The organism is Enterobacter roggenkampii (assembly GCF_001729805.1).
GTDB lineage: Bacteria > Pseudomonadota > Gammaproteobacteria > Enterobacterales > Enterobacteriaceae > Enterobacter > Enterobacter roggenkampii.
The window spans coordinates 1,792,355-1,812,787 of the sequence record NZ_CP017184.1; the positions used below are offsets into that span (position 1 = coordinate 1,792,355).

24 protein-coding genes are annotated in these 20,433 nt (G+C 53.1%); 13 read left to right on the forward strand and 11 right to left on the reverse strand.

Annotated elements, in window-relative coordinates:
- Positions 1 to 66: 66 nt before the first annotated feature.
- Positions 67 to 312: a DUF2543 family protein gene (locus tag BFV67_RS08360; protein ID WP_039023796.1), complete on the forward strand. Its 246-nt coding sequence runs from the start codon at positions 67 to 69 to the stop codon at positions 310 to 312.
- 290 nt (positions 313 to 602) lie between these two features.
- Here the strand turns inward: BFV67_RS08360 and BFV67_RS08365 are convergent, their stop codons facing one another.
- The gene (locus BFV67_RS08365; RefSeq protein WP_069598134.1) at positions 603 to 2,102 is read right to left on the reverse strand and encodes an EAL domain-containing protein; all 1,500 of its coding nucleotides are present in this window, start codon (positions 2,100 to 2,102) and stop codon (positions 603 to 605) included.
- A 236-nt stretch (positions 2,103 to 2,338) separates the two neighbouring features.
- Between BFV67_RS08365 and BFV67_RS08370 the strand changes: the two genes are divergently transcribed.
- The 4 genes from BFV67_RS08370 (at position 2,339) to BFV67_RS24770 (ending at position 6,197) form a co-directional block, all read left to right on the forward strand.
- A complete protein-coding gene (locus tag BFV67_RS08370; protein WP_084833305.1) occupies positions 2,339 to 3,859 on the forward strand; it encodes an EAL domain-containing protein in 1,521 nt (506 codons plus the stop codon).
- 167 nt (positions 3,860 to 4,026) lie between these two features.
- Positions 4,027 to 5,511 carry a sensor domain-containing diguanylate cyclase gene (locus BFV67_RS08375; RefSeq protein ID WP_418251754.1) on the forward strand — a complete coding sequence of 495 codons (1,485 nt, stop codon included), beginning with the start codon at positions 4,027 to 4,029 and terminating at the stop codon, positions 5,509 to 5,511.
- Positions 5,512 to 5,796: 285 nt separating this feature from the next.
- A complete protein-coding gene (locus tag BFV67_RS08380) occupies positions 5,797 to 6,045 on the forward strand; it encodes a GlsB/YeaQ/YmgE family stress response membrane protein (protein WP_008500746.1) in 249 nt (82 codons plus the stop codon).
- 29 nt (positions 6,046 to 6,074) lie between these two features.
- The gene (locus tag BFV67_RS24770) at positions 6,075 to 6,197 is read left to right on the forward strand and encodes a hypothetical protein (RefSeq protein ID WP_008500745.1); all 123 of its coding nucleotides are present in this window, start codon (positions 6,075 to 6,077) and stop codon (positions 6,195 to 6,197) included.
- Here BFV67_RS24770 and BFV67_RS24150 read toward each other — a convergent pair.
- Positions 6,176 to 6,274 (reverse strand): YoaK family small membrane protein, encoded by a 99-nt coding sequence (locus BFV67_RS24150; RefSeq protein ID WP_014883431.1) that lies wholly within the window; start codon positions 6,272 to 6,274, stop codon positions 6,176 to 6,178. The genes BFV67_RS24770 and BFV67_RS24150 overlap by 22 nt on opposite strands.
- A gap of 45 nt (positions 6,275 to 6,319) precedes the next feature.
- Entirely contained in the window at positions 6,320 to 7,348 is a 1,029-nt protein-coding gene (locus BFV67_RS08385; RefSeq protein ID WP_031274981.1) for a sensor domain-containing diguanylate cyclase, read from the reverse strand.
- Between the two features lie 309 nt (positions 7,349 to 7,657).
- On the opposite strand from BFV67_RS08385, the gene BFV67_RS08390 reads away from it, so the two are divergent.
- Positions 7,658 to 7,912 carry a putative hemolysin gene (locus BFV67_RS08390; protein ID WP_008500743.1) on the forward strand — a complete coding sequence of 85 codons (255 nt, stop codon included), beginning with the start codon at positions 7,658 to 7,660 and terminating at the stop codon, positions 7,910 to 7,912.
- Positions 7,913 to 7,992: 80 nt separating this feature from the next.
- Positions 7,993 to 8,298, forward strand: coding sequence for a nuclear transport factor 2 family protein (locus BFV67_RS08395; protein WP_008500742.1), 306 nt, complete (start codon positions 7,993 to 7,995; stop codon positions 8,296 to 8,298).
- Here BFV67_RS08395 and BFV67_RS08400 read toward each other — a convergent pair whose 3' ends face one another.
- Entirely contained in the window at positions 8,299 to 8,643 is a 345-nt protein-coding gene (locus BFV67_RS08400; protein ID WP_008500741.1) for a DUF488 domain-containing protein, read from the reverse strand.
- 101 nt (positions 8,644 to 8,744) lie between these two features.
- Between BFV67_RS08400 and BFV67_RS08405 the strand changes: the two genes are divergently transcribed.
- The gene (locus BFV67_RS08405) at positions 8,745 to 9,452 is read left to right on the forward strand and encodes a CTP synthase C-terminal region-related (seleno)protein (RefSeq protein WP_023292704.1); all 708 of its coding nucleotides are present in this window, start codon (positions 8,745 to 8,747) and stop codon (positions 9,450 to 9,452) included.
- A gap of 31 nt (positions 9,453 to 9,483) precedes the next feature.
- On the opposite strand, the gene BFV67_RS08410 is transcribed toward BFV67_RS08405, so the two are convergent.
- The gene (locus BFV67_RS08410) at positions 9,484 to 10,671 is read right to left on the reverse strand and encodes a CynX/NimT family MFS transporter (protein WP_021241045.1); all 1,188 of its coding nucleotides are present in this window, start codon (positions 10,669 to 10,671) and stop codon (positions 9,484 to 9,486) included.
- 99 nt (positions 10,672 to 10,770) lie between these two features.
- Here BFV67_RS08410 and BFV67_RS08415 point away from each other — a divergent pair, with 99 nt between their 5' ends.
- Positions 10,771 to 11,562 carry an AraC family transcriptional regulator gene (locus tag BFV67_RS08415; protein ID WP_021241046.1) on the forward strand — a complete coding sequence of 264 codons (792 nt, stop codon included), beginning with the start codon at positions 10,771 to 10,773 and terminating at the stop codon, positions 11,560 to 11,562.
- Here the strand turns inward: BFV67_RS08415 and BFV67_RS08420 are convergent.
- Positions 11,546 to 11,992, reverse strand: a complete 447-nt coding sequence (locus BFV67_RS08420; RefSeq protein ID WP_008500737.1) for a DUF441 domain-containing protein — start codon at positions 11,990 to 11,992, stop codon at positions 11,546 to 11,548. The two genes, BFV67_RS08415 and BFV67_RS08420, sit on opposite strands and share 17 nt — an antisense overlap.
- Before the next feature lie 144 nt (positions 11,993 to 12,136).
- On the opposite strand from BFV67_RS08420, the gene yoaI reads away from it, so the two are divergent.
- Complete coding sequence (yoaI, locus tag BFV67_RS24155) at positions 12,137 to 12,241, forward strand: small membrane protein YoaI (RefSeq protein ID WP_010430055.1); 105 nt, start codon at positions 12,137 to 12,139, stop codon at positions 12,239 to 12,241.
- A 20-nt stretch (positions 12,242 to 12,261) separates the two neighbouring features.
- On the opposite strand, the gene BFV67_RS08425 is transcribed toward yoaI, so the two are convergent.
- The 3 genes from BFV67_RS08425 to yeaG form a co-directional block, all read right to left on the reverse strand.
- Positions 12,262 to 12,762, reverse strand: a complete 501-nt coding sequence (locus BFV67_RS08425) for a YbaK/prolyl-tRNA synthetase associated domain-containing protein (RefSeq protein ID WP_069598135.1) — start codon at positions 12,760 to 12,762, stop codon at positions 12,262 to 12,264.
- 99 nt (positions 12,763 to 12,861) lie between these two features.
- On the reverse strand, positions 12,862 to 14,145 hold the full coding sequence (locus BFV67_RS08430; protein ID WP_023292702.1) for a YeaH/YhbH family protein: 1,284 nt from the start codon (positions 14,143 to 14,145) through the stop codon (positions 12,862 to 12,864).
- A gap of 74 nt (positions 14,146 to 14,219) precedes the next feature.
- The gene (gene yeaG, locus BFV67_RS08435; RefSeq protein WP_008500713.1) at positions 14,220 to 16,154 is read right to left on the reverse strand and encodes a protein kinase YeaG; all 1,935 of its coding nucleotides are present in this window, start codon (positions 16,152 to 16,154) and stop codon (positions 14,220 to 14,222) included.
- Between the two features lie 431 nt (positions 16,155 to 16,585).
- Between yeaG and BFV67_RS08440 the strand changes: the two genes are divergently transcribed.
- Entirely contained in the window at positions 16,586 to 17,332 is a 747-nt protein-coding gene (locus BFV67_RS08440) for a MipA/OmpV family protein (RefSeq protein ID WP_021241048.1), read from the forward strand.
- Between the two features lie 78 nt (positions 17,333 to 17,410).
- On the opposite strand, the gene BFV67_RS08445 is transcribed toward BFV67_RS08440, so the two are convergent.
- Both BFV67_RS08445 and gapA read right to left on the reverse strand, forming a co-directional pair.
- Complete coding sequence (locus BFV67_RS08445; protein WP_021241049.1) at positions 17,411 to 18,295, reverse strand: D-hexose-6-phosphate mutarotase; 885 nt, start codon at positions 18,293 to 18,295, stop codon at positions 17,411 to 17,413.
- Positions 18,296 to 18,367: 72 nt separating this feature from the next.
- Positions 18,368 to 19,363: a glyceraldehyde-3-phosphate dehydrogenase gene (gene gapA / locus BFV67_RS08450; RefSeq protein ID WP_006809136.1), complete on the reverse strand. Its 996-nt coding sequence runs from the start codon at positions 19,361 to 19,363 to the stop codon at positions 18,368 to 18,370.
- 341 nt (positions 19,364 to 19,704) lie between these two features.
- Between gapA and msrB the strand changes: the two genes are divergently transcribed.
- Positions 19,705 to 20,118 carry a peptide-methionine (R)-S-oxide reductase MsrB gene (msrB, locus tag BFV67_RS08455; protein WP_025911722.1) on the forward strand — a complete coding sequence of 138 codons (414 nt, stop codon included), beginning with the start codon at positions 19,705 to 19,707 and terminating at the stop codon, positions 20,116 to 20,118.
- 41 nt (positions 20,119 to 20,159) lie between these two features.
- Complete coding sequence (locus BFV67_RS08460; RefSeq protein ID WP_023327144.1) at positions 20,160 to 20,432, forward strand: YeaC family protein; 273 nt, start codon at positions 20,160 to 20,162, stop codon at positions 20,430 to 20,432.
- Position 20,433 lies beyond the last annotated feature (1 nt).

Consider the following 20,433-nt stretch of genomic DNA (forward strand, 5'->3'; position numbering starts at 1 on the left):
TTTGGTTGAGATAATGCGTCCGATATACTCATGACGTTACCTTTATTGACCAGAGACGAGACTGTTATGCACAACGATATCCCCCTGAAATATTATGATATTGCCGATGAGTACGCGACGGAGGCTTCAGAGCAAGTCGCGGAATCAGAGCGCGACGCGCTGGCACACTATTTCCAGCTGCTGCTCACCCGCTTAGCGAATAATGAGGAGATTAGCGAGGAAGCCCAGCAGGAGATGGCCACAGAAGCCGGGATCCGTGCGGGTCGCATTGATGATGTTGCGAACTTCCTCAATCAGTGGGGAAATGAATAGCCTGCCTCAAAAACCGTTATGCTGATGCTTTGCGATACAGCTCAGCATCACGCTATCGGACCACATGCATTTTTTCCGCAGAATAGGCGAAGCGGGTTTATCGACAAGCAGCGCGAAAATAACGATCAGAAAAAAGAGTACCGCTGGAAAAACTAAGGATAATTTCACGTTTTTAACCAAAATAAGAGTGTGCTTCAGGGTAATCTACCGTCTGAATATGACGACTATATGTTTTGGCGGAAAAAATGGAAACGTCCGAGTGTAAAAAAACGAGCAGGACAGGCTTCATGTTAGGGGGCGACGCCGGTGAGTCGCTTCGCCAGCTCGCTCCGGGTGAGTGCTTTTGAAAAATACCATCCCTGGATCAGCGCGTCGGGATATCTGTTCGCAATAAAGCGATACTGAGTTTCATTTTCCACGCCCTCGAAAACAACGGTTTTATTCAACTTCGCGAGGGCATCGCTGAAGATAACAAAGATGTTTTGCTTATAATCTTCGCTGATGCCATCCACCAGCGATTTGTCAATTTTGATTTCATCATATTCAAGCTGCGACAGCCGGGCCAGATTTGAATTTTGCACGCCGAAATCATCGATTGAAATTTTAACGCCAAGCGATTTTAGTTCCTGGCAGAATCCCTCAAGGATATCCGCCGCGGAAACGGCTTTCTCAGAAAGCTCGACCTTCATCAGGGAAAGGGGAAGGTTGTTGACTAAGCACTCGCGACGCAAAATGTTAATAAACTGTCCGTCTTCAATTTCTTTCCGCCCAACGTTGATTGAAACGATCAGCTGATGCTTAATTGCCAGCGGGGCAATTTCTGAGAGCGATTTACCGATAACATTGCCATAATATCTTTTATACAGCCCGATTTTCTTAATTAATGGGATAAACAGCTCCGGCGAGACGTCTCCGTGTTTTTGATCGCGCCACCGCGACAAAACTTCCACGCCCACGATTTTTTGATCGCGAATGCGAATAATGGGCTGATAATTAACGCTGAAGGTATTCGTTATCACGGCTTTGATCAGCGTACGTTCCAGCGAAAAACGGTCTTCATGGATACGGAAGACAAATAACGTTATAGCGACCCAGATAAAGTAGAGAATGATCGCGAGAAGCGTCAAGATAAACGGGGGTAACGAGGCCAGTCCCGCATCGTGATGTTTTACAATCACGCATAAATCCCACACGGCGCTGCACTGTGTAATGGTCAGGGTGAACAACGTGGAGTGCAGCCAGCTCCGCGCTCGCAGGTCGGGGGCAGCCGAAAAAAAGATCCGGCCAAAGTCCTTTGTGGTGGCACTCAGAGAATAGCTTGCGGTAACCGGGGTGAATTTATCGTAAGCATAGCGGGAAGTGAAGATAATAATATTATTATAAATGGCCGCATTGCCCGTGAAAAAGTCTTTTCTTGAAAACTGCGCGAGGAGAAAACCTCTCGGCGTTTTATGCAGTTCCGCAGGAAGTGGAACGGGCGTCGCGAGTTTACCCCAAAAAGCAGTACAGATAATTTTTCCTTTTTCAATAAAACCGATATCGCCGAAATAGAGGTTGTTAAGCTTTATTTGTCTGTAGCTATCAAGGCTGGTTTTATCACAGCCCTGCGTCGTTATGCTTTTAAGGCCCAGCGCCACGTTTTGGGACAGGTCTTCGGAATAATGTAAAAGGGTCCGGGATATTTCAAGCTGTTTGGTTTTTTGCTGACCAAGGATAACCGCATTGACCGCATAAAGAGACAGGATGACCAGAAGCGTTGAAACGATCGCAACGGCAATGCGCTTTTTCATTTTCCGGTTATCCTGTCCGCTCCCTGAATTCATAAATCTTAACACAGCCTGGGCAAGGCACAAGCCTGATAGTCACGCCGGGTGAGCAAATCCGGGCGGGTGAACTCATACGAAAGCATCAGTTTTTTAAGACAATTCTCAGCTAAGCTATTTTCATTGCGATCGGCAACGTCAGGTAAACCACGGGTTCTTCTTTCAGATCCTTCATGCTTGTTTATTCTATTAAGGAAAACATCGTGCGCAACGTGATGATCCCTATTCTCAGTGCCCTGTTTCTTTTTCTGATCGGCATACTGATTATTAACTGGCAGTTATGGCAGATGGCGAAAATGAATAACGTTCATACCGCCACGGTAAGCACCCAGAAAATAGAAAGCATTTTGTCGGAAGCCGTCAGTGCGGCCAGCACGGCGAAGCGCGTTGCGGAGCAGGGGTGTACCAGCAGCGGGCAGCTGGCGCTGGGGACAGAAGCTGCGCTAAAACCGCATCTGCGCGCCATCATGATCCAGCAGCAGGGGGAAATCATCTGTACATCCCTTCCGGGGAATGGCGTATTGATTGTTCATCCGGAGACGCTACCTGAAAAAGAATTAATGCTGCTCCCCGGTAATCGACTGGTGAACGGGATCCCGGTACTTGTCTTCCAGATGCCCATCGCAGGCGGGCGCATCATCGTCAGCGTCAGCGATGCGCATTTGCAGGACGTCATCGCGAATGCATCAAACAGCGTTGACCTGGGGTTGGTTGTCGGCGAAAGCATGTTTACGCGCAACGGTGACGTGACCGGCTGGAAAGCGGCCTCGTGGACGGGTTCACTTACGGCATCTTCGCAATTCCCCTTTAGTCTGGCCTGGCAACCGCCTGACTTTTTTAGCCTGACGCGGCTACTGCACCAGGGCTGGAGCCTGATACTGCTGATTCTCGCGCTATCCCTGGCGGTGGGCATTTTGATCCGCCGATACAAGGGAAAAAGCACCACCTTTGAAGACGATTTGCGTAAGGCCATTTTGCAGGGAGAGATCGTGCCTTACTACCAGCCGATCGTGAACGGGGACACCGGCGGGTTATACGGGGTTGAAGTCCTGGCAAGGTGGAAGCATCCAAAGTCTGGGTTTATCCCGCCGGATGTCTTTATTCCGATTGCTGAACGTAGCGGGTTGATTATTCCGCTGACCAAAGGCTTGATGGCGAAAGTGGTCACACAGCTTAAGCCGCTGTTGCCGAAGCTACCGGATGGGTTCCATATCGGGGTGAACATCAGCGCCAGACACATTGATGCCCCTTCTTTCCTTGGTGACTGTCGTCTCTTCGGCAAGGGGTTTCAGGGTAAAGCCGTGAAGCTGGTTCTCGAGGTGACCGAACGTGAACCGTTGATCGATAATCCCCATCTGGTGGAAAACCTCAACGCGCTCCATAACGCCGGTTTTGTCATTGCACTGGATGATTTTGGTACGGGGTATTCCGGGCTGTCATGTCTTAATGCGCTTGCCATAGATTATATTAAAATTGATAAAAGCTTTGTTAACCGGGTTTCTGAGGAGAAGGACTCAACGATCCTGCTGGACTGCGTTATTGACCTGGCGAAAAAACTCTCATTGCGTATCGTGGCCGAAGGTGTAGAAACGAAAGAGCAGCTGGAGTATCTCAACCGTAATGAAATTACCCTGTTGCAGGGGTATTATTTTGGTAAACCCGTCTCCTATATCGATTTTATTAAAGTCATTTTATCTAAGCCCAGGGAGGCCGTGATGCTGTAAAACGTCAGGCGCTGTAAAAAAATCAGGAATAGAGCGGGTTGCCTGGCGGTGAAACACAAAATAAAGACGAGCTTCTGTTGTATGCTTAAGTGCAATTCATTTTCCTCTTATCCTGAGCTTTGTTACAGTGACAAGAGTTGTCAGCCAGGGATATCAGGCGTGATAAGGTGGAAAAGCTCGTGCATGTGAAAAATACTTTTTACACAACAACCATTACCGTCATCATTGTCTCATTGATCATCTCGCTGGCGCTTGCCGTCCAAATTGCCACGTCCAGACAGCAGTCAATCCAGCAAATTAATACCAGCGTCGCTAATCTTAGCCACACCCTGGATGTTTATACTGAAGGGATCATGCGCCAGAGTGAAATGTTAATTACTACCGTTTCCGACATAATCGAAATTTATGGCATGACCCCGCAGCAGGCGACCAATATTCAGCACATGATCCATAATCAGGATAACCTTCTTACCCAGATTAATAATGTGGTTGTTTACGATGCTCAGGGCGATATCTTCACCGCGCTGGATGAAAGTTTCACGGGGCCACGCAAAGGCTCGGACAGAGAGTTTTTTATCTATCACCAGGAAAATAAAACTCAGCAGGTCTTTATTGGGGAGCCGGTGGTAAGCAGAACCAATGGCAAATGGGTTATCACCCTCAGTCGGCGCCTTGAAACCCAGTCCGGGGCATTTAACGGTGTCGTGGTGGTGACGCTCGGTATTGAAAATTTTCTGGCACTCTACGGGCAGATTAATATCGGCCACTCGGGCGTCATCGGCTTAACGACGCAATCAGGCGTGCTGCTGGTCCGTTATCCCTTTAAAAATACCTATATCGGCACGATTGTTTCTGATTCACCGCTCTTCAGGAAATATCTCAAAGTACAAAATACGGGGATAGCCAGCTCCATCTCACGGTTTGATAAAATCGAGCGCATTTATGCCTATGAGAAAAACCGACGCTACGGACTGGTCACCACAGTGGCCGTCAGCATTGATGAAGCTCTTGCACCCTGGCGCAAGCAGGCGATTCAGCTGGCGGTACTCATTTTCGTGTTTACGGCGATACTCATCGTGGCGTCGTACTTCCTGTATTCCGACCTGTCCCGAAAAACACGGGATAACAAAGCGCTGAAGATTATCGCTTCAGAAGATGCGTTGACCGGGCTGTACAACCGCCGCGTCTTTGATGAAAAAATCCTCTCGGAAATTGCTACGTGCGCCGCGCATGACGCGCCGATTTCGGTACTGATCGTGGACGTGGACTACTTCAAAAAATACAACGATAACTATGGTCATCCTGAAGGGGACCGGTGTCTGGCAATGCTCGGAAACAGCCTCAGGGAGAGCCTTACCCGTGATAATCAGCTTGTGGCGCGCTACGGCGGAGAGGAGTTTGCGCTGATATTGCCGGATACGGATATTCAGGAGGCACTTCGTCTGGCCCAGACGATTATTCGCAATGTGTTCTCGCTGCAAATCGCGCATGCCTTTAGCCCCTTCGGCCGGGTGACGGTAAGCGTCGGAATTTCCACCGCCCGTGCCGTCGATATTGCAGGCAGCCAGCAAAATATCATTATTGCCGCAGACCAGGCGCTCTATCAGGCGAAACGCGCGGGACGTAACCGGTACGCGTTTGTTGGGGTATGAGCAAAAAAAAAAGCCCACTCAGGAGTGGGCAAGAAATACTGGAAGCAATGTGAGCAATGTCGTACTGAATACTTGAGTGTTTCTCTCAACTATTCAGTGTTGAGAAAGATAATCTTTCTCAACAAAAGATGCAACCCCACAGTTTCTGTGGCCCGTACATTTTTTTGATGAATAATTCCCCACTCTCTCATTGTGATGCTTATCACAAATTTCCTTTCTGGAATCCTGTGCTATCCTTTTTTGTGTCGTTGATTTAATTACAAAAACCATACAGAGAGGAAAGTTATGGGAATTTTATCCTGGATTATCTTTGGGCTTATTGCGGGTATTCTGGCGAAGTGGATCATGCCGGGCAAAGATGGCGGTGGGTTTATCGTCACCGTAATACTGGGTATTGTCGGCGCGGTAGTCGGCGGCTGGATCAGTACGCTGTTCGGTTTTGGCAAGGTCGATGGCTTTAACTTCGGCAGTTTCGCCGTCGCGGTGATCGGTGCGCTGGTTGTTTTGTTTATCTACAGAAAGATCAAAAGCTAAGGTCTGAAAGCGTTGAAAAAGGCTGCCAGATGGCGGCCTTTTTACGTACTGGCGTTTACCACCAGCCAAGCTGCGTGCCGGCAAACGCCGCGATGGCAACGATCAGCATAATGACGGTTGTCTTCCGCATTTATGCCCCCGGCGCCGCGTAACCGCCGACAAAAAACCACGCTAAAAATACCACCGCCGTTATAAATATAACGACCGGGAAGAGGATCCCTATTCTCATACCATCACCTGTTTCGGTTTCTGTAACGCCGTAGAGTGTACGGGGTTAATCAATGGTGAGAAAGCGTGATTTGCTTTTTCCTTTCTTATCCTGATACATCGCGACATCCGCAGCGCGTAACGCGCTGTCAGGATCGGTTGCGGCAGGGTCCACTTCGATCACGCCGAAGCTGGCGCCCGGATAAATAATATGAACGCTGCCCAGCCAGTATTCGCCAGCGATGCAGGCGCTGAGGCGCGTTTTGAGCAGCGTAAGCTGCGCGTTATCCCCGTCCTGGTGGGGCTGGCTTAGCGACGCCACCAGAAATTCATCCCCGCCCAGACGACCGATAATATCGTCCTGCTGTTTCTCTTCCGTCAAACGCTTACCCACTTCTATCAGGAACTGGTCGCCAGCCTCGTGGCCGTAACGATCGTTAATCAGTTTGAAATCATCCAGATCGATGAACGCGATGATGGCGTTACGCTTAAGGTGCCGGGCCAGAGAAAAGAGGGTGGTCAGATCTTCAAAAATGGCGCGACGGTTGGGTAAACCGGTAAGGGCATCCGTATAGGAGTGCGCGATGAGGGCCGCATTGGCTTCGCGAAGCTGGGTGACCAGCGACTCTTTCTGAATGGACTGGGCGATCAGCCCGGCGAAGAGCTTCAGGACCTGTTCACCGCGCTCGCTCAGCGGCTTTCTGGCCGTGCTGGTGGCACAGAGCGTTCCGTAAAGTGAACCATCCGCAAGATGGACAGGAATACTCATGTAGGTGGTAATGCCAAGTGCTTTCGCTGCTTCACACTCGGGCCAACGCTCGGGCACGTCATTGCTGAATATCGTGTCACTATCCAGCGCGCGCTTGCACAGCGTCTCATCCCATGGGACGCTCAGCCCCTCCGGGATCGTCATCTGCTTGCTGTTGCGGGCGTAGAGAATGTGCTGCAGCCGCGCTTCGATATCCACCTTCGTCAGGTAGGTCGACTCCATGTCGGTGACAATCTCCAGCATCTCAAGCAGCTGGCGAACGAGGCTTTCAAGGGATTGCTCGGTGGCAAGGGTTTCTGAAACGCGAGCGAGGATAAGATCCGACATGACGTAGAATGACTCCCAGGCAGAAGACGTCTGCATCTGCATGTTATGCTGAATTTTTAGGCTTCAGGCATAGTAAAACATGAATACAGAAAATTTAATATATGCAGGGGGCGGGCAGCAGGCGAGAAAAAAAGCCCCGTTGTTGAGACCGGGGCAAAGACATCTTGATTACGGAATGATGTTCTCTGGTCATATCGAGAACATGCCACACTATAGTGCTGAAAAGTGCAGTTAAAATGGAGAAATCATGGAGAACGTGGCGATGACCCGTTACCCTTAGACTCTGATGACGTCAAAAGGATCAATGAGATGAGATTTCTGCTTCTGGCGCTGGCGCTTCCCCTGGCCGCCTGCACCGCCAAAACCACGCCACCTGATGCACCGAAACCGCCGCACGTTATCGGTATGGCGAACCCAGCTTCCGTCTACTGTCTGGAGAAAGGCGGGGAACAGGTCCCGGTCCAAAGCCCGCAGGGCGTCCGTACCGAGTGCAAATTACCGGGCGGCGAAGTGATTGATGAATGGACGCTCTATCGTCGCGACCATCCGCAACCCGCCAGGTGACAAAGTAATATTGCCTGCGATACACTTCTCTTTAAGATTATTCTTAGCCAGTTTCTGGCGTTCGTTATCGTGAGAGAAGTATGTTTCAGCTAAAACCGGGCAGCATGGCGATGATCGTTGGCGCCCGCACGGCGTCAGGCCGTCGCAATATTGGTAAATCCGTTGAGCTGTTTGGCCTTTGCCAGCCTGGCCTGCGTTTTGTTAACCCGGTCAACGGCGTGATGACGCAATTACCGGTCACCGCAGATCGCGCGCTTTGGCTGGTGACGGGTGATGTCTACGCCTTTGACAACCAGCACGGCTTTGCGTTTGTCCGCGCCGAACATCTGATGCCGCTCACCCCGGATGAAGCGCCGCAAATTCTGGATGAACTGACGATCGGCTGATCACAGATGGCGCAGCCAGTCGGCTAAGACCAGAGCGTGATTTTGCTCCGTGTTTTTGGCAGCAAAGAGCAGGGTGACGGTCTGCCTGCGCGCCAGCGTCGCCAGACGCGCGCCCTCGTCAGCCTGCTGCGCCAGCTCTTCCCGATAGGCCTGACTGAAGGCGGCGAAATCAATGGTTTCGCTGTGAAAGGCCTTTCGTAGTTCAGTTGAGGGCGCGAGCGCTTTACACCATTCGTCATACGCGAGATCCGTTTTCTTCAGCCCGCGCGGCCACAGCCTGTCCACCAGTATCCTATAGCCGTCGTCAGGGCTTGCCTGTTCGTATACCCGTTTGCACTGAATCATGATTCCACCCTCCCAATTTAAGGTATTGTGATAATTGCAAAAGATCGGTAGTCTGAGGTTCCTTATGTTATCTGATAATACTCTGGCATAAGGAACCTTTCATGGAACACCTCCCGGTTAAAACAACGCTGCGCATTGCGCTGGTTGGCGATTACAATCCCAATGTTATTGCGCATCAGGCTATCCCGCTGGCCATTGACGACGCCGCCGCAGTGCTTGACCTCACCGCCGATTACGACTGGCTGGCCACGACGGAGCTAACAAGCGCTGAAGATCTGGTGGGCTACGATGCCATCTGGCTGGTTCCTGCCAGCCCCTATAAAAACACGGCGGCCGCTTTTATTGCCGCGCGCTACGCCCGTGAGAACGGCATCCCGTTCCTGGGCACCTGCGGCGGGTTCCAGCATGCGCTGATTGAGTATGCCCGAAACGTGCTGGGCTGGGCTGATGCGGCACACGCTGAGACGGATACCGAAGGCACCATGGTGATTGCGCCGCTGACCTGCTCGCTGGTGGAAAAAACGGATGCCATTGAGCTGCGCAATAATACGCTGATCGCCAAAGCGTACGGCAAGCCCGAAATTGAAGAGGGGTATCACTGTAACTATGGCGTGTCGCCGGCGTTTGCGCAGGCGCTGGAAAGCGGTGATATGCATGTGACGGGCTGGGACGATCGGGGTGAAATCCGTGCCGCGGAGCTGGTGACGCACCCGTTCTTCGTGATCACCTTATTCCAGCATGAACGTGCCGCGCTGGAAGGACGCCCGGTCGTGCTGGTGCAGGCGATGCTGCGCGCAGCGCGCGGGTAAAAAAGGCAGACCTGGTGGTCTGCCTGAGGATTTAACGGGGCGCGATCTCCCGGTCTCGCCCGGCTAACACACCGCAGATAGCCATTATCACAGCGGCCAGCGCACAGCCCAGAAGCGGGATTTGCCAGTCTCCTGCGGTATCGTGAATTTTCCCCATCAGCGGCGGGCCGCAGGCGGCAAGCAGGTAGCCAATCGACTGTGCCATTCCGGAGAGCGCCGCCGCCTGGTGCGCAGAGCTGGCGCGCAGGCCGATGAACGTCAGGCCAAGGATCATTGTTGCCCCTGTGCCAAAGCCAAACATCAGCGTCCACATCACCGCCATTCCGGGCATAAACCATAATCCTGCCGCGCTTATCGCGCACATCAGGGCCACTAAGCCTGCGATCGCTCGCTGATCTTTCAGGCGGTGGAGGATCAGCGGAACGGCGAGTCCCGGCACGGCCGTGGCCAGCTGCAACAGACCGTGCACCGAACCGGCCTGCGCTTCGCTGTAGCCGTGGCTCAGCAATATCGCCGGCAGCCAGCCGATGATGACGTAGTAGATCAGCGAGTTAATTCCTAAAAAGAGCGTCACCTGCCAGGCGAGGGCCGAGCGCCAGAGCGCGCGGTTTTGCAGCGCGCCTGCGCCCGTTACCGTTGCGACGTGTTTCTGACGCCACTGCGGCAGCCAGAGCAGCAGCGCGACCAGCGGAAACGCCATCAGCATCAGCAGCGCGCCATGCCAGCCCGCGCTCCCCTGTGCAAGGGGAACGATCATTGCTGAGCCAAACGCCGCCGAGACGCCCATCGTCAGGGAATAGGCGCCGGTGAGCTTCGCCACCTGGCCCGGAAAATCACGCTTAATTAATCCCGGTAACAGCACGTTCCCGAGCGCAATACCGCAGCCGACGATCGCCGTTCCGATGAAAAGCAAAGCGGCGGAAGGCAGCGAGCGAACGGCAATCCCGGCGCAAATGAGCAGCAGGGCGATAAACAGGCTGCGCTCCATGCCGATACGCCGGGCAACGCCTGCGGCGAGCGGCGAGACAAGGGCGAAAGCCAGCAGGGGCAGGGTGGTCAGCAGACCGGTTTGCGCCGTGCTTAAGCCATAATCAAGACGAATGGTATCGAGCAGCGGCGCTGCGCCAGTAAAGGTGACGCGAAGCGTGGTGGCAATCATCAGGATGCCTGCAATCAACAGCGCGCCGTGTTTTCCTGAGGTGCGAATAGCAGTAGTCATTATGTTCTCATACGTTCAAGCGAGCGCACACAATACCGATTTTCTCAGCGGTTGAAATCAGGCTAAAATGACAGTTTATCGCTCATATCGGACAAACTGATGATTGGTCTGGGACTGGAAGGCTACGATCCGGATAGCCAGTACGATGCGGCCGTCGCATTTCGCATTCAGGTAGTGGCGGAGGAACAATATATTCCGCTTCATCATCACCGTAAGGGGCAGCTGATTCTGGCCCTCGGCGGCGCAATCACCTGTGAAGTGGAAAATGCCATGCTGATGGTGCCGCCCCAGTATGCCGTCTGGATCCCTGGCCAGATGCCACACAGTAACAGGGCCACGCCGGGCGCGCAGCTCTGCTTTTTGTTCATTGAGCCGGGGACTGCCAGCCTGCCCGAGCGCTGCTGTACCCTGAAAATTTCCCCCCTGGTGCGGGAGCTGATTTTATCGCTCGCGGAAAAATCACGTGAACAGCTGCAGCTCGCGGCCACCTCGCGTCTGGTGGACGTCCTGTTTGACGAGCTGCCGCTCCAGCGACAGGAGCATCTGCAGCTGCCCGTGTCGCCCCATCCCAAAATCCGGCTGATGAGCGAGAAGATGGCGGAAGAGCCCGCCGCCTGGCAGACGCTGGCGCAGTGGGCGAGCCATTTCGCCATGAGCGAACGCAATCTGGCGCGGCTGGTAGTGAAGGAGACCGGTCTGAGCTTCCGCCGCTGGCGTCACCAGCTGCAGCTGATTGTGGCGTTACAGCATTTAATAAGCGGCAAATCGGTGCAGCAGGTGGCCCAGTCACTGGGCTATGACTCGACCACCGCGTTTATCACCATGTTCAGGAAGGGACTGGGCCAGACGCCGGCGCGTTATATGGCCAGCCTGACTACGACTTCCCAATAAACAGCGAGACAAGGCCTGCCGCAATCAGCGGGCCGACCGGCACGCCGCGAAAGAGCGCCACGCCCAGCACGGTGCCCACCAGCAGGCCCGCCACCAGCGAGGGCTGGCTGCTCATCAGCGTGACGCCGCGTCCGCCCAGCCATGACACAAAAATCCCCACCGCGATCGCCACCAGCGATTTCCAGTTTACAAACGAATGCAGCAGCGTTGAGGCGGGAAGCGTGCCGCTGGCGATGGGCGCCATTACCCCGATGGTTAAGATGATGATCCCGATGGTGAGGCCTTGTTTTTCTATCCACGGGAAAAAGGTATTTAACGGAGTCACGCGCACAATAATCAGCACCAGAATCGAGATGGCAACGGTGGTGTTATGGCTGATAAAGCCGAGCGCGGCGAGTGCCAGAAGAATGAGCAGAGTAGGGTCAAACATTGGGAATCCTTGCCAGAATAATGATCCTGTTTACTGTACGCGCAAACGCGGCAGAGAACAGTGTTAAAAAGATTTTATCGTTGTCATAACCTTGTCATTTACGCGGATTAAAACGAAAGCAGATATCGCAAAAGGGTCGCCATCATGAACGATCACATGTTTGTGGAAACGCTGATTATCTCCTCATCGTTTTTCGCTATTGCCGTTATTCTTGTTGCCTCCGTGCTGTTCCTGGAACGAAAAGGCTGACAGGGCGTCAGCCGTTGCAGTTAGGCTTTATGGAAGGTGACGAGCTCAGGACGGGCGATGCGCAGGTAATCCTGGGTATCCATAATCACGGATTTCTCCAGCAGGCCGGCGTTAAACGCGATTTCGTCAAAGCGCTCGAACAGCAGCGGGTCGGCAACCAGCGCCAGGTCAGGATGGAAGCTAAAGGGCGGGATAGCGCCGAAAACGCAGGCGGTCAGGGCATCGACTTCGGCCGGGCTGGCGAGGGAGGCCCTTAGCCCGCCAAAATGGCTGGCAAGCTGGCTCAGGTCAGCCTGCAGGTCGGCGGCAAGGATCGCCAGAACATGTTTCTTTACGCCGTTTCCCTTCACCTTGCAGACCAGGGCTTTAGCGCCTTGCCGCAGGTCGGTTCCGCGAATTTCACTTACCGCTTCACATTTCCCGACCGCCTCGTGCTCCATGACGCGAAAACGCGCGCCCTGCTCGGTGAGTAAGGTAATGAGCTGCTGGTGGGTTACTGTGCCAATAACGTCGTCAGTCATAACGATTTTCCCGTTGATAATCCAGTATGCAGGGGTCTACATTAGCACGGGATGAACGGGGTCGGAAGAAAACAGCCAGCGGGTTCGCTGGCTGTGGGATTATGCGTTGCTGGTAGCAGACTGCTTGTGGAACAGCTCCCTGAACACCGGATAAATGTCATCCTGGTCACGGATATGCTGCATGGCAAAATTATCGAACATCGACTGCAGATGCTCATACTCCCGCCACAGGGTCTGGTGCGCACGACGGGTGATTTCGATATAGCTGTAGTAACGCACGACCGGCAGAATTTTCTTCGCCAGAATCTCGTGACACAGCGGCGAGTCGTCGGCCCAGTTATCGCCATCCGACGCCTGCGCGGCATAAATGTTCCACTGTGCCGGGTCGTAGCGCTCTTTGACCACTTCATCCATCAGCTTCAGCGCGCTCGAGACGATGGTGCCCCCGGTTTCCTGCGAGTAGAAGAACTCATGTTCATCCACTTCTTTTGCCTGGGTATGGTGACGGATATAGACCACCTCGACGTTCTTATAGGTTCTGCTCAGGAACAGATAGAGCAGGATATAAAAACGCTTCGCCATATCCTTCGTGGCCTGGTCCATCGAGCCGGACACGTCCATCAGACAGAACATCACCGCCTGGCTGGAGGGCTCAGGGCGTTTCTCGTAGTTCTTGTAGCGCAGGTCGAAGGTGTCGATAAACGGGACCCGTTCGATCTTCGCCCTCAGCTCTGCAATCTCTTTACGCAGGCGCTCCTCTTCCAGCAGTTGCGCCGGTTCCGTATTTTCCACCACCTTCAGGCTGCTCTCCAGCTCGCGCAGTTCGCGACGTTTGCCTGCCGTCATGGCCGTGCGTCGCGCCAGCGAGTTCTGCAACGAACGCACGACGCTGATGTTGGCGGGCACGCCGTTGGCGGTATAGCCCGCGCGGTGGGTTTTATATTCATTAAGCTGACGATGCTGATTCTTTTTCAGATTCGGCAGCGCCAGGTCTTCGAACAGCAGGTCGAGATATTCATCTTTTGAGATCTGGAAGACAAATTCGTCCTGACCTTCACCGTCCTGGCTGGCCTGTCCCTGACCGCTTCCTGAACCACCGCCGCCGCCCTGAGGGCGCTCAATTCTGTCGTTCTGAACGAAGTGGTCATTACCTGGGTGTACGCGATGGCGCAGGCCGCCTCGCCCCTGATGAAACATCGGTTCGCTGATGTCATCGGTGGGGATGGAGACAGACTCGCCGCTGTCGACGTCGGTCACCGAGCGTTTGTTGATGGCCTCGGAGATAGACTGTTTAATTTGCGCTTTATAACGACGCAAGAAGCGCTGGCGGTTCACCGTGCTCTTGTTTTTGCCGTTAAGACGCCGGTCAATAAACCAGGTCATATACCCCCCGTACTGCATTTGCCAACTTGCATTTTGTAGGCCCGGCAGGCGCTAAGCGCCGCCGGGCACTTGTTTTAAGACGATTTACGCACGCGCAGGTACCATTCGCAGAGCAGGCGGACCTGTTTGCGGGTGTAGCCTTTTTCCATCATACGGTCGACAAAATCGTCGTGTTTTTTCTGTTCATCGGTTGAGGTTTTGGCGTTAAACGAGATCACCGGCAGCAGCTCTTCGGTATTGGAGAACATTTTCTTCTCAATGACCGTGCGCAGCTTCTCGTAGCTGGTCCAGTTCGGATTGCGCCCGTTGTTATGCGCTCTGGCGCGCAGGACGAAGTTCACAATCTCGTTACGGAAGTCTTTCGGGTTGCTGATCCCGGCAGGCTTCTCGATTTTTTCCAGCTCCGCGTTCAGGGATTCACGGTCAAACAGCTGGCCGGTATCCGGGTCGCGGTACTCCTGATCCTGGATCCAGAAGTCAGCGTAGGTGACATAACGGTCAAAAATGTTCTGCCCGTATTCTGAATAGGATTCCAGGTAGGCCGTCTGGATCTCTTTGCCAATGAACTCGGCGTATTTCGGGATCAGGTAACCTTTCAGGAACTCAAGGTAGCGTTCAGCCTGCTCCTGCGGGAACTGCTCGCGCTCGATTTGCTGCTCCAGCACGTAGAACAGATGCACCGGGTTGGCCGCCACTTCCGCATGGTCGAAGTTAAAGACGCGGGAGAGGATCTTAAACGCGAAGCGCGTGGACAGACCGTTCATCCCTTCATCAACCCCGGCGTAGTCGCGATACTCCTGATACGACTTCGCTTTCGGATCGGTATCCTTCAGGCTCTCACCGTCATAGACGCGCATTTTCGAGTAGATGCTGGAGTTTTCCGGCTCTTTCAGGCGCGACAGGATGGAGAAGCGAGACAGCGTTTCCAGCGTGCCCGGCGCGCACGGCGCATGCACCAGCTCACTGTGGTTAAGCAGTTTCTCGTAAATTTTGATCTCTTCGGAGATCCGCAGGCAGTAAGGCACCTTAACGATGTACACGCGGTCAAGGAAAGCCTCATTGTTTTTGTTGTTACGGAAGGTCACCCATTCAGATTCGTTCGAGTGGGCAAGAATGATCCCGTTAAACGGCAGGGCGGAGATACCTTCCGTCCCGTTGTAGTTTCCTTCCTGAGTGGCCGTCAGCAGCGGATGCAGCACCTTGATGGGCGCTTTAAACATCTCGACGAACTCCATAATCCCCTGGTTAGCCCGGCACAGCGCGCCGGAGTAACCGTAGGCATCCGGGTCGTTTTGTGCGAAGTTTTCCAGCTTGCGGATGTCGACCTTACCGACCAGCGCCGAAATATCCTGGTTGTTCTCATCACCGGGTTCCGTTTTAGCGATGGCGATCTGTTCCAGGATCGACGGCCAGACTTTCACCACGCGGAATTTGGTGATGTCGCCACCAAACTCGTGCAGGCGTTTTGCCGCCCACGGCGACATGATGGTGCCGAGGTAGCGACGCGGGATGCCGTACTCTTTATCCAGAATCTGCGCATCTTCCTGCGGATTGAACAAGCACAGCGGGTGGTCATTCACCGGGCTGCGCTCGCCGTTGGCGCTCAGGACATAGATAGGCACGCGCTGCATCAGCGACTTCAGGCGTTCCGCCAGCGAGGATTTACCGCCGCCCACGGGGCCGAGTAAATAGAGGATCTGTTTCTTCTCTTCCAGACCCTGAGCGGCATGCTTCAGGTAGGAGACTATCTGCTCTATGGCATCTTCCATGCCATAGAACTCTTCAAACGCCGGGTATCGGGCGACCACCCGATTCGAAAAGAGACGGGAAAGCCGGGGTTCCAGGGCAGTGTCAACCATGTTTGGCTCACCAATAGCCATCAATAGCCGTTCTGCCGCATTGGCATAGGCACTGCGATCTTGCCGACAGATGGTAAGAAACTCCTGCAGTGTGAACTCTTCGTCCTTGGCAGCTTCATAGCGCTGGCGATAGTGATCGAATATATTCATGGCATGCCGTCCTTTCGTTTTTTAGCACAGGATAAGAGCCGTTCGTATGAGTAGTGGAGGCTCCCGGAAGAGAATCTCTCGCACCTCACTGCCAGAGCAGCAACCTGTGTGCCAGGTCAGACGCTAAGAACCGCAGGGTGTTCAGGAAAACTCTTCTTAAATTAAAGCGTAGATGGCATTTGCAAAACTTGCATGCCCATAAAATCTACTTTCAATGACATATCAATAACTCATCCAAAAATTTCCACTCTGGTAATAAGGCAAAAGCACATTTTTCATTCAGCGGTCATGTAAATGAAAGCCGGTTGTCATCTGATAAGTTAAAAATAATGGGTTAATCAGACTGATTAGCAGGCAAAAAATTTTGGGATGTACGGGAATGGCGGTTACACTTCACCCGCTGATTATTTGACTACAGGAAAGAATGGATTGTGACCAAACTCAAACTTCTGGCATTAGGCATCCTTGCCGCGACCGCAGTAAGCACCGCACAGGCGGAAAGTCAGTGGACGGTTGGCGCGGGTGTTGGCGTCATTAACAGCCCGTACAAACAGTATGACCGTGATGTTTATCCTGTGCCGGTTATCACCTATGAAGGCGATAACGTCTGGTTCCGTGGGCTCGGCGGCGGCTACTATCTGTGGAACGATACGGCCGATAAGCTCTCCATCATGGCGTACTACGATCCTACGCACTTCAAGCCGGGTGACAGCGACAGCCACGCGCTTCGCCAGCTCGACAAGCGTAAAAGCTCGATGATGGCCGGCCTCTCTTATGTGCATAACACCCAGTATGGCTTCCTGCGTACGGCCCTGGCAGGCGATACGCTGGATAACAGCAACGGCTTTATCTGGGATCTGGCGTGGCTGTACCGTTACACCAACGGTGGTCTGACCCTGACGCCGGGTATCGGTGTGCAGTACAACAGCGAGAACTACAATGACTACTATTATGGCGTCTCTAAAAACGAGTCCCGTCGTAGCGGTCTGAAGAGCTACAGCGCAGATGACGGCTGGGATCCGTACCTGGAGCTGACCGCGAGCTATAACTTCCTTGGCGACTGGAGCGTGTACGGTACTGGCCGTTATGAGCGTCTGAGCGATGAAGTGAAAGACAGCCCGATGGTCGATAAGTCCTGGGCAGGCATCTTCTCTGTCGGTGTGACCTACAAGTTCTGATTGCGCACTTATATTGTGCAATTGGTGCATCAAAACGGGGCGCTTGCGCCCCGTTTGCTTTAGTGTGGTGCAGCGAGATTATCGCTTAATAATGCGGATCGTCTGACCTAAACGAGATGGCTTTTCTTCACTCGCTTTTTGCGGGGTAGTCACGCAGGCCGTTTCCACGCAGACAAACGTTTTATAACCGTCGTCAGGCACGTCGGCCATGCTGACAGACAGTGCAGGACCCGGGTTCCAGCCCACCACGTTGCTGTGATGGTGATGTACTACCTCAATGCCGCGGTTCAGGGCACCGTCGTGGATCATGCTGCATGCTTCCGGATGCAGATAGACGCGGTCGGTACGGTCAGGAAAAGCCTGAACGCCGTCGCTGAGTTTGCCTTCTTTCGCGTTGTCGACTTTATCGATAAAGGTATCGCCAAGGCCACTCACCTTCACAGCGCTGATGTCACCCACGTTGAAATAGGTGTGCAGGGCGGAGGTGGTTTCGAACTCGCCGTGGGCTTCCAGTTCGATTTCACAGGTTTTACCCAGCTTAAAGCGGGCGTACAGGGTGAAATCGTGCGGCCACAGGGCGCGCGTCTCGTCATTTGCCTGCAGCTCAAAGGTCAGCACGGCGCCGCTGTCGTCTTCGTTATGCGCTTTCAGGGTCCACTGCTGGTTACGGGCAAATCCGTGAGAAGGCAAACCCGGCTGTGCGGACGGGCCGAACCACGGCCAGCAGATCGGTACGCCACCACGGATTGCAGCCCCTTTTTTGAAGGAGGTCGCATCACTGAGCCACAATCCCTCAACTTCACCTTCCGGCTTCCAGGAGAGCAGGTGGGCGCCGTTCAGCGCCACGGAGGCCTTAACGCGTGGATGGTCAACGACGATAACGTCAGCACCGTCAATCTGGCGGCGGGAGAGCACAGGGGTAAGTTGTTCGACTACCGGAAGTGCAAAAATTTTATTAATCATTAAGCAATCCTCTGTCTTATAAATAAAAAAGGCGACCGAAGTCGCCTTTTTGGATCAAACACTCATCTCAACTTATTTGGAGATGTGAGCGATCAGGTCCAGTACTTTGTTAGAGTAGCCGGTTTCGTTGTCGTACCAGGATACCAGTTTAACGAAGTTGTCGTTCAGTGCGATACCAGCTTTAGCATCGAACACGGAAGTGCACACTTCGCCGTTGAAATCGGTAGAAACAACGTCGTCTTCGGTGTAACCCAGAACGCCTTTCATTGGGCCTTCGGAAGCAGCTTTGATTGCTTTCTTAATTTCTTCATAAGAAGCAGCTTTTTCCAGACGAACGGTCAGGTCAACAACGGATACGTTAGGAGTTGGAACGCGGAACGCCATACCAGTCAGTTTGCCATTCAGTTCTGGCAGTACTTTACCTACAGCTTTAGCCGCACCGGTAGAGGATGGGATGATGTTCTGAGCCGCGCCACGGCCGCCGCGCCAGTCTTTGTGAGACGGGCCATCAACGGTTTTCTGAGTAGCGGTGGTTGCGTGAACGGTGGTCATCAGACCTTCGATGATGCCGAAGTTGTCGTTGATAACTTTAGCCAGCGGTGCCAGGCAGTTGGTGGTGCAGGATGCGTTGGAAACGATGTCCTGGCCAGCGTAAGTTTCGAAGTTTGCACCACGAACGAACATTGGGGTGTTGTCTTTGGAAGGACCCGTCAGAACAACTTTCTTCGCACCCGCAGTGATGTGTTTACGTGCAGTTTCGTCGGTCAGGAAGATACCGGTTGCTTCAGCAACAACGTCAACACCAATTTCGTTCCATTTCAGGTTAGCTGGGTCTTTCTCAGCAGTAACGCGGATGGTTTTGCCATTTACAACCAGGTGGCCGTCTTTCACTTCAACGGTGCCGTCGAAACGACCGTGAGTTGAGTCGTACTTCAGCATGTACGCCATGTATTCAGCGTCCAGGAGATCGTTGATACCAACGATTTCGATGTCAGAACGTTTCTGAGCAGCACGGAAAACAATACGGCCGATACGGCCAAAACCGTTGATACCTACTTTGATAGTCATATATTCCACCAGCTATTTGTTAGTGAATAAAAGGTTGCCTGTAAAATTACAAAAACCTTACGCAGCGTCAAGCGGAATCGTGTCAATCATTGCGACAAATCAATCCTGTGACTAACGTTTGTGCGACTGACTCGCCTCACTTTCCCTTTGAGCTTGCAACCACATGGGGGCTGCGCCCGGAATTTTAAAGTCCTCGCAGGATAAAAATGTGAATGTGATCACAATTGCCTGACCGCCTTTTCGCGACACATAAGTTTAGATCAAAAGTGCACGCAAGGGTGTTAATGTTTTGTTAGAATGCGGGGTAAAAGATGTCTGTTTCTACAGCGAGATGTAAGCATATGTCGAACCAACGTAACCCCGACGATTTGAAAAAAAACCTCACAGAAATGCAGTTTTACGTGACGCAAAACCACGGGACGGAACCGCCGTTCACCGGGCGTTTACTGCACAACAAGCGAGACGGCGTCTACCACTGCCTGGTCTGTGATGCTCCGCTGTTCAATTCCCAAACGAAATTTGATTCGGGCTGCGGCTGGCCGAGCTTTTACGAGCCGGTGAGCGATGAGGCTATCCGCTATCTGACCGACGCGTCCCACGGTATGGTGCGCACCGAAATTCGCTGCGGCAACTGCGATGCGCACCTTGGACACGTCTTCCCGGATGGCCCTCAGCCAACGGGCGAGCGTTTCTGCGTGAATTCAGCCTCAATGAGCTTCACTGACGACGAAAACGGCGACCAGATCAAGGGTTGAAAAAACGATTCAGCAAATTATTCCTTTAAAAGGGCGGGATTGTGAATATTGAAGACATGATTAGCGGTATGACGCCGGAGATTTATCAACGTCTGGTCACCGCCGTAGAGCTGGGAAAATGGCCCGATGGCGTCGCGCTGACCCCGGAGCAGAAAGAAAACAGCCTGCAGCTGGTGATGCTGTGGCAGGCGCGCAACAACACCGACGCGCAGCACATGACGATCGACACCCGTGGTCAAATGGTGATGAAGAGCAAGCGTGAGCTGAAAGAGGACTTTGGTATCACCCCGAAGCCGATTGCGACTTTCAAATAAT

Bases quoted from the DNA above. Each gene is read 5' to 3' on its own strand.
- BFV67_RS08360 (WP_039023796.1), top strand. From the start codon at position 67: ATGCACAACGATATCCCCCTGAAATATTATGATATTGCCGATGAGTAC.
- BFV67_RS08365 (WP_069598134.1), bottom strand. From the start codon at position 2,102: ATGAAAAAGCGCATTGCCGTTGCGATCGTTTCAACGCTTCTGGTCATC.
- BFV67_RS08380 (WP_008500746.1), top strand. From the start codon at position 5,797: ATGGGAATTTTATCCTGGATTATCTTTGGGCTTATTGCGGGTATTCTG.
- BFV67_RS24770 (WP_008500745.1), top strand. From the start codon at position 6,075: ATGGCGGCCTTTTTACGTACTGGCGTTTACCACCAGCCAAGCTGCGTG.
- BFV67_RS24150 (WP_014883431.1), bottom strand. From the start codon at position 6,274: ATGAGAATAGGGATCCTCTTCCCGGTCGTTATATTTATAACGGCGGTG.
- BFV67_RS08385 (WP_031274981.1), bottom strand. From the start codon at position 7,348: ATGTCGGATCTTATCCTCGCTCGCGTTTCAGAAACCCTTGCCACCGAG.
- BFV67_RS08390 (WP_008500743.1), top strand. From the start codon at position 7,658: ATGAGATTTCTGCTTCTGGCGCTGGCGCTTCCCCTGGCCGCCTGCACC.
- BFV67_RS08395 (WP_008500742.1), top strand. From the start codon at position 7,993: ATGTTTCAGCTAAAACCGGGCAGCATGGCGATGATCGTTGGCGCCCGC.
- BFV67_RS08400 (WP_008500741.1), bottom strand. From the start codon at position 8,643: ATGATTCAGTGCAAACGGGTATACGAACAGGCAAGCCCTGACGACGGC.
- BFV67_RS08405 (WP_023292704.1), top strand. From the start codon at position 8,745: ATGGAACACCTCCCGGTTAAAACAACGCTGCGCATTGCGCTGGTTGGC.
- BFV67_RS08410 (WP_021241045.1), bottom strand. From the start codon at position 10,671: ATGACTACTGCTATTCGCACCTCAGGAAAACACGGCGCGCTGTTGATT.
- BFV67_RS08415 (WP_021241046.1), top strand. From the start codon at position 10,771: ATGATTGGTCTGGGACTGGAAGGCTACGATCCGGATAGCCAGTACGAT.
- BFV67_RS08420 (WP_008500737.1), bottom strand. From the start codon at position 11,992: ATGTTTGACCCTACTCTGCTCATTCTTCTGGCACTCGCCGCGCTCGGC.
- yoaI (WP_010430055.1), top strand. From the start codon at position 12,137: ATGAACGATCACATGTTTGTGGAAACGCTGATTATCTCCTCATCGTTT.
- BFV67_RS08425 (WP_069598135.1), bottom strand. From the start codon at position 12,762: ATGACTGACGACGTTATTGGCACAGTAACCCACCAGCAGCTCATTACC.
- BFV67_RS08430 (WP_023292702.1), bottom strand. From the start codon at position 14,145: ATGACCTGGTTTATTGACCGGCGTCTTAACGGCAAAAACAAGAGCACG.
- yeaG (WP_008500713.1), bottom strand. From the start codon at position 16,154: ATGAATATATTCGATCACTATCGCCAGCGCTATGAAGCTGCCAAGGAC.
- BFV67_RS08445 (WP_021241049.1), bottom strand. From the start codon at position 18,295: ATGATTAATAAAATTTTTGCACTTCCGGTAGTCGAACAACTTACCCCT.
- gapA (WP_006809136.1), bottom strand. From the start codon at position 19,363: ATGACTATCAAAGTAGGTATCAACGGTTTTGGCCGTATCGGCCGTATT.
- msrB (WP_025911722.1), top strand. From the start codon at position 19,705: ATGTCGAACCAACGTAACCCCGACGATTTGAAAAAAAACCTCACAGAA.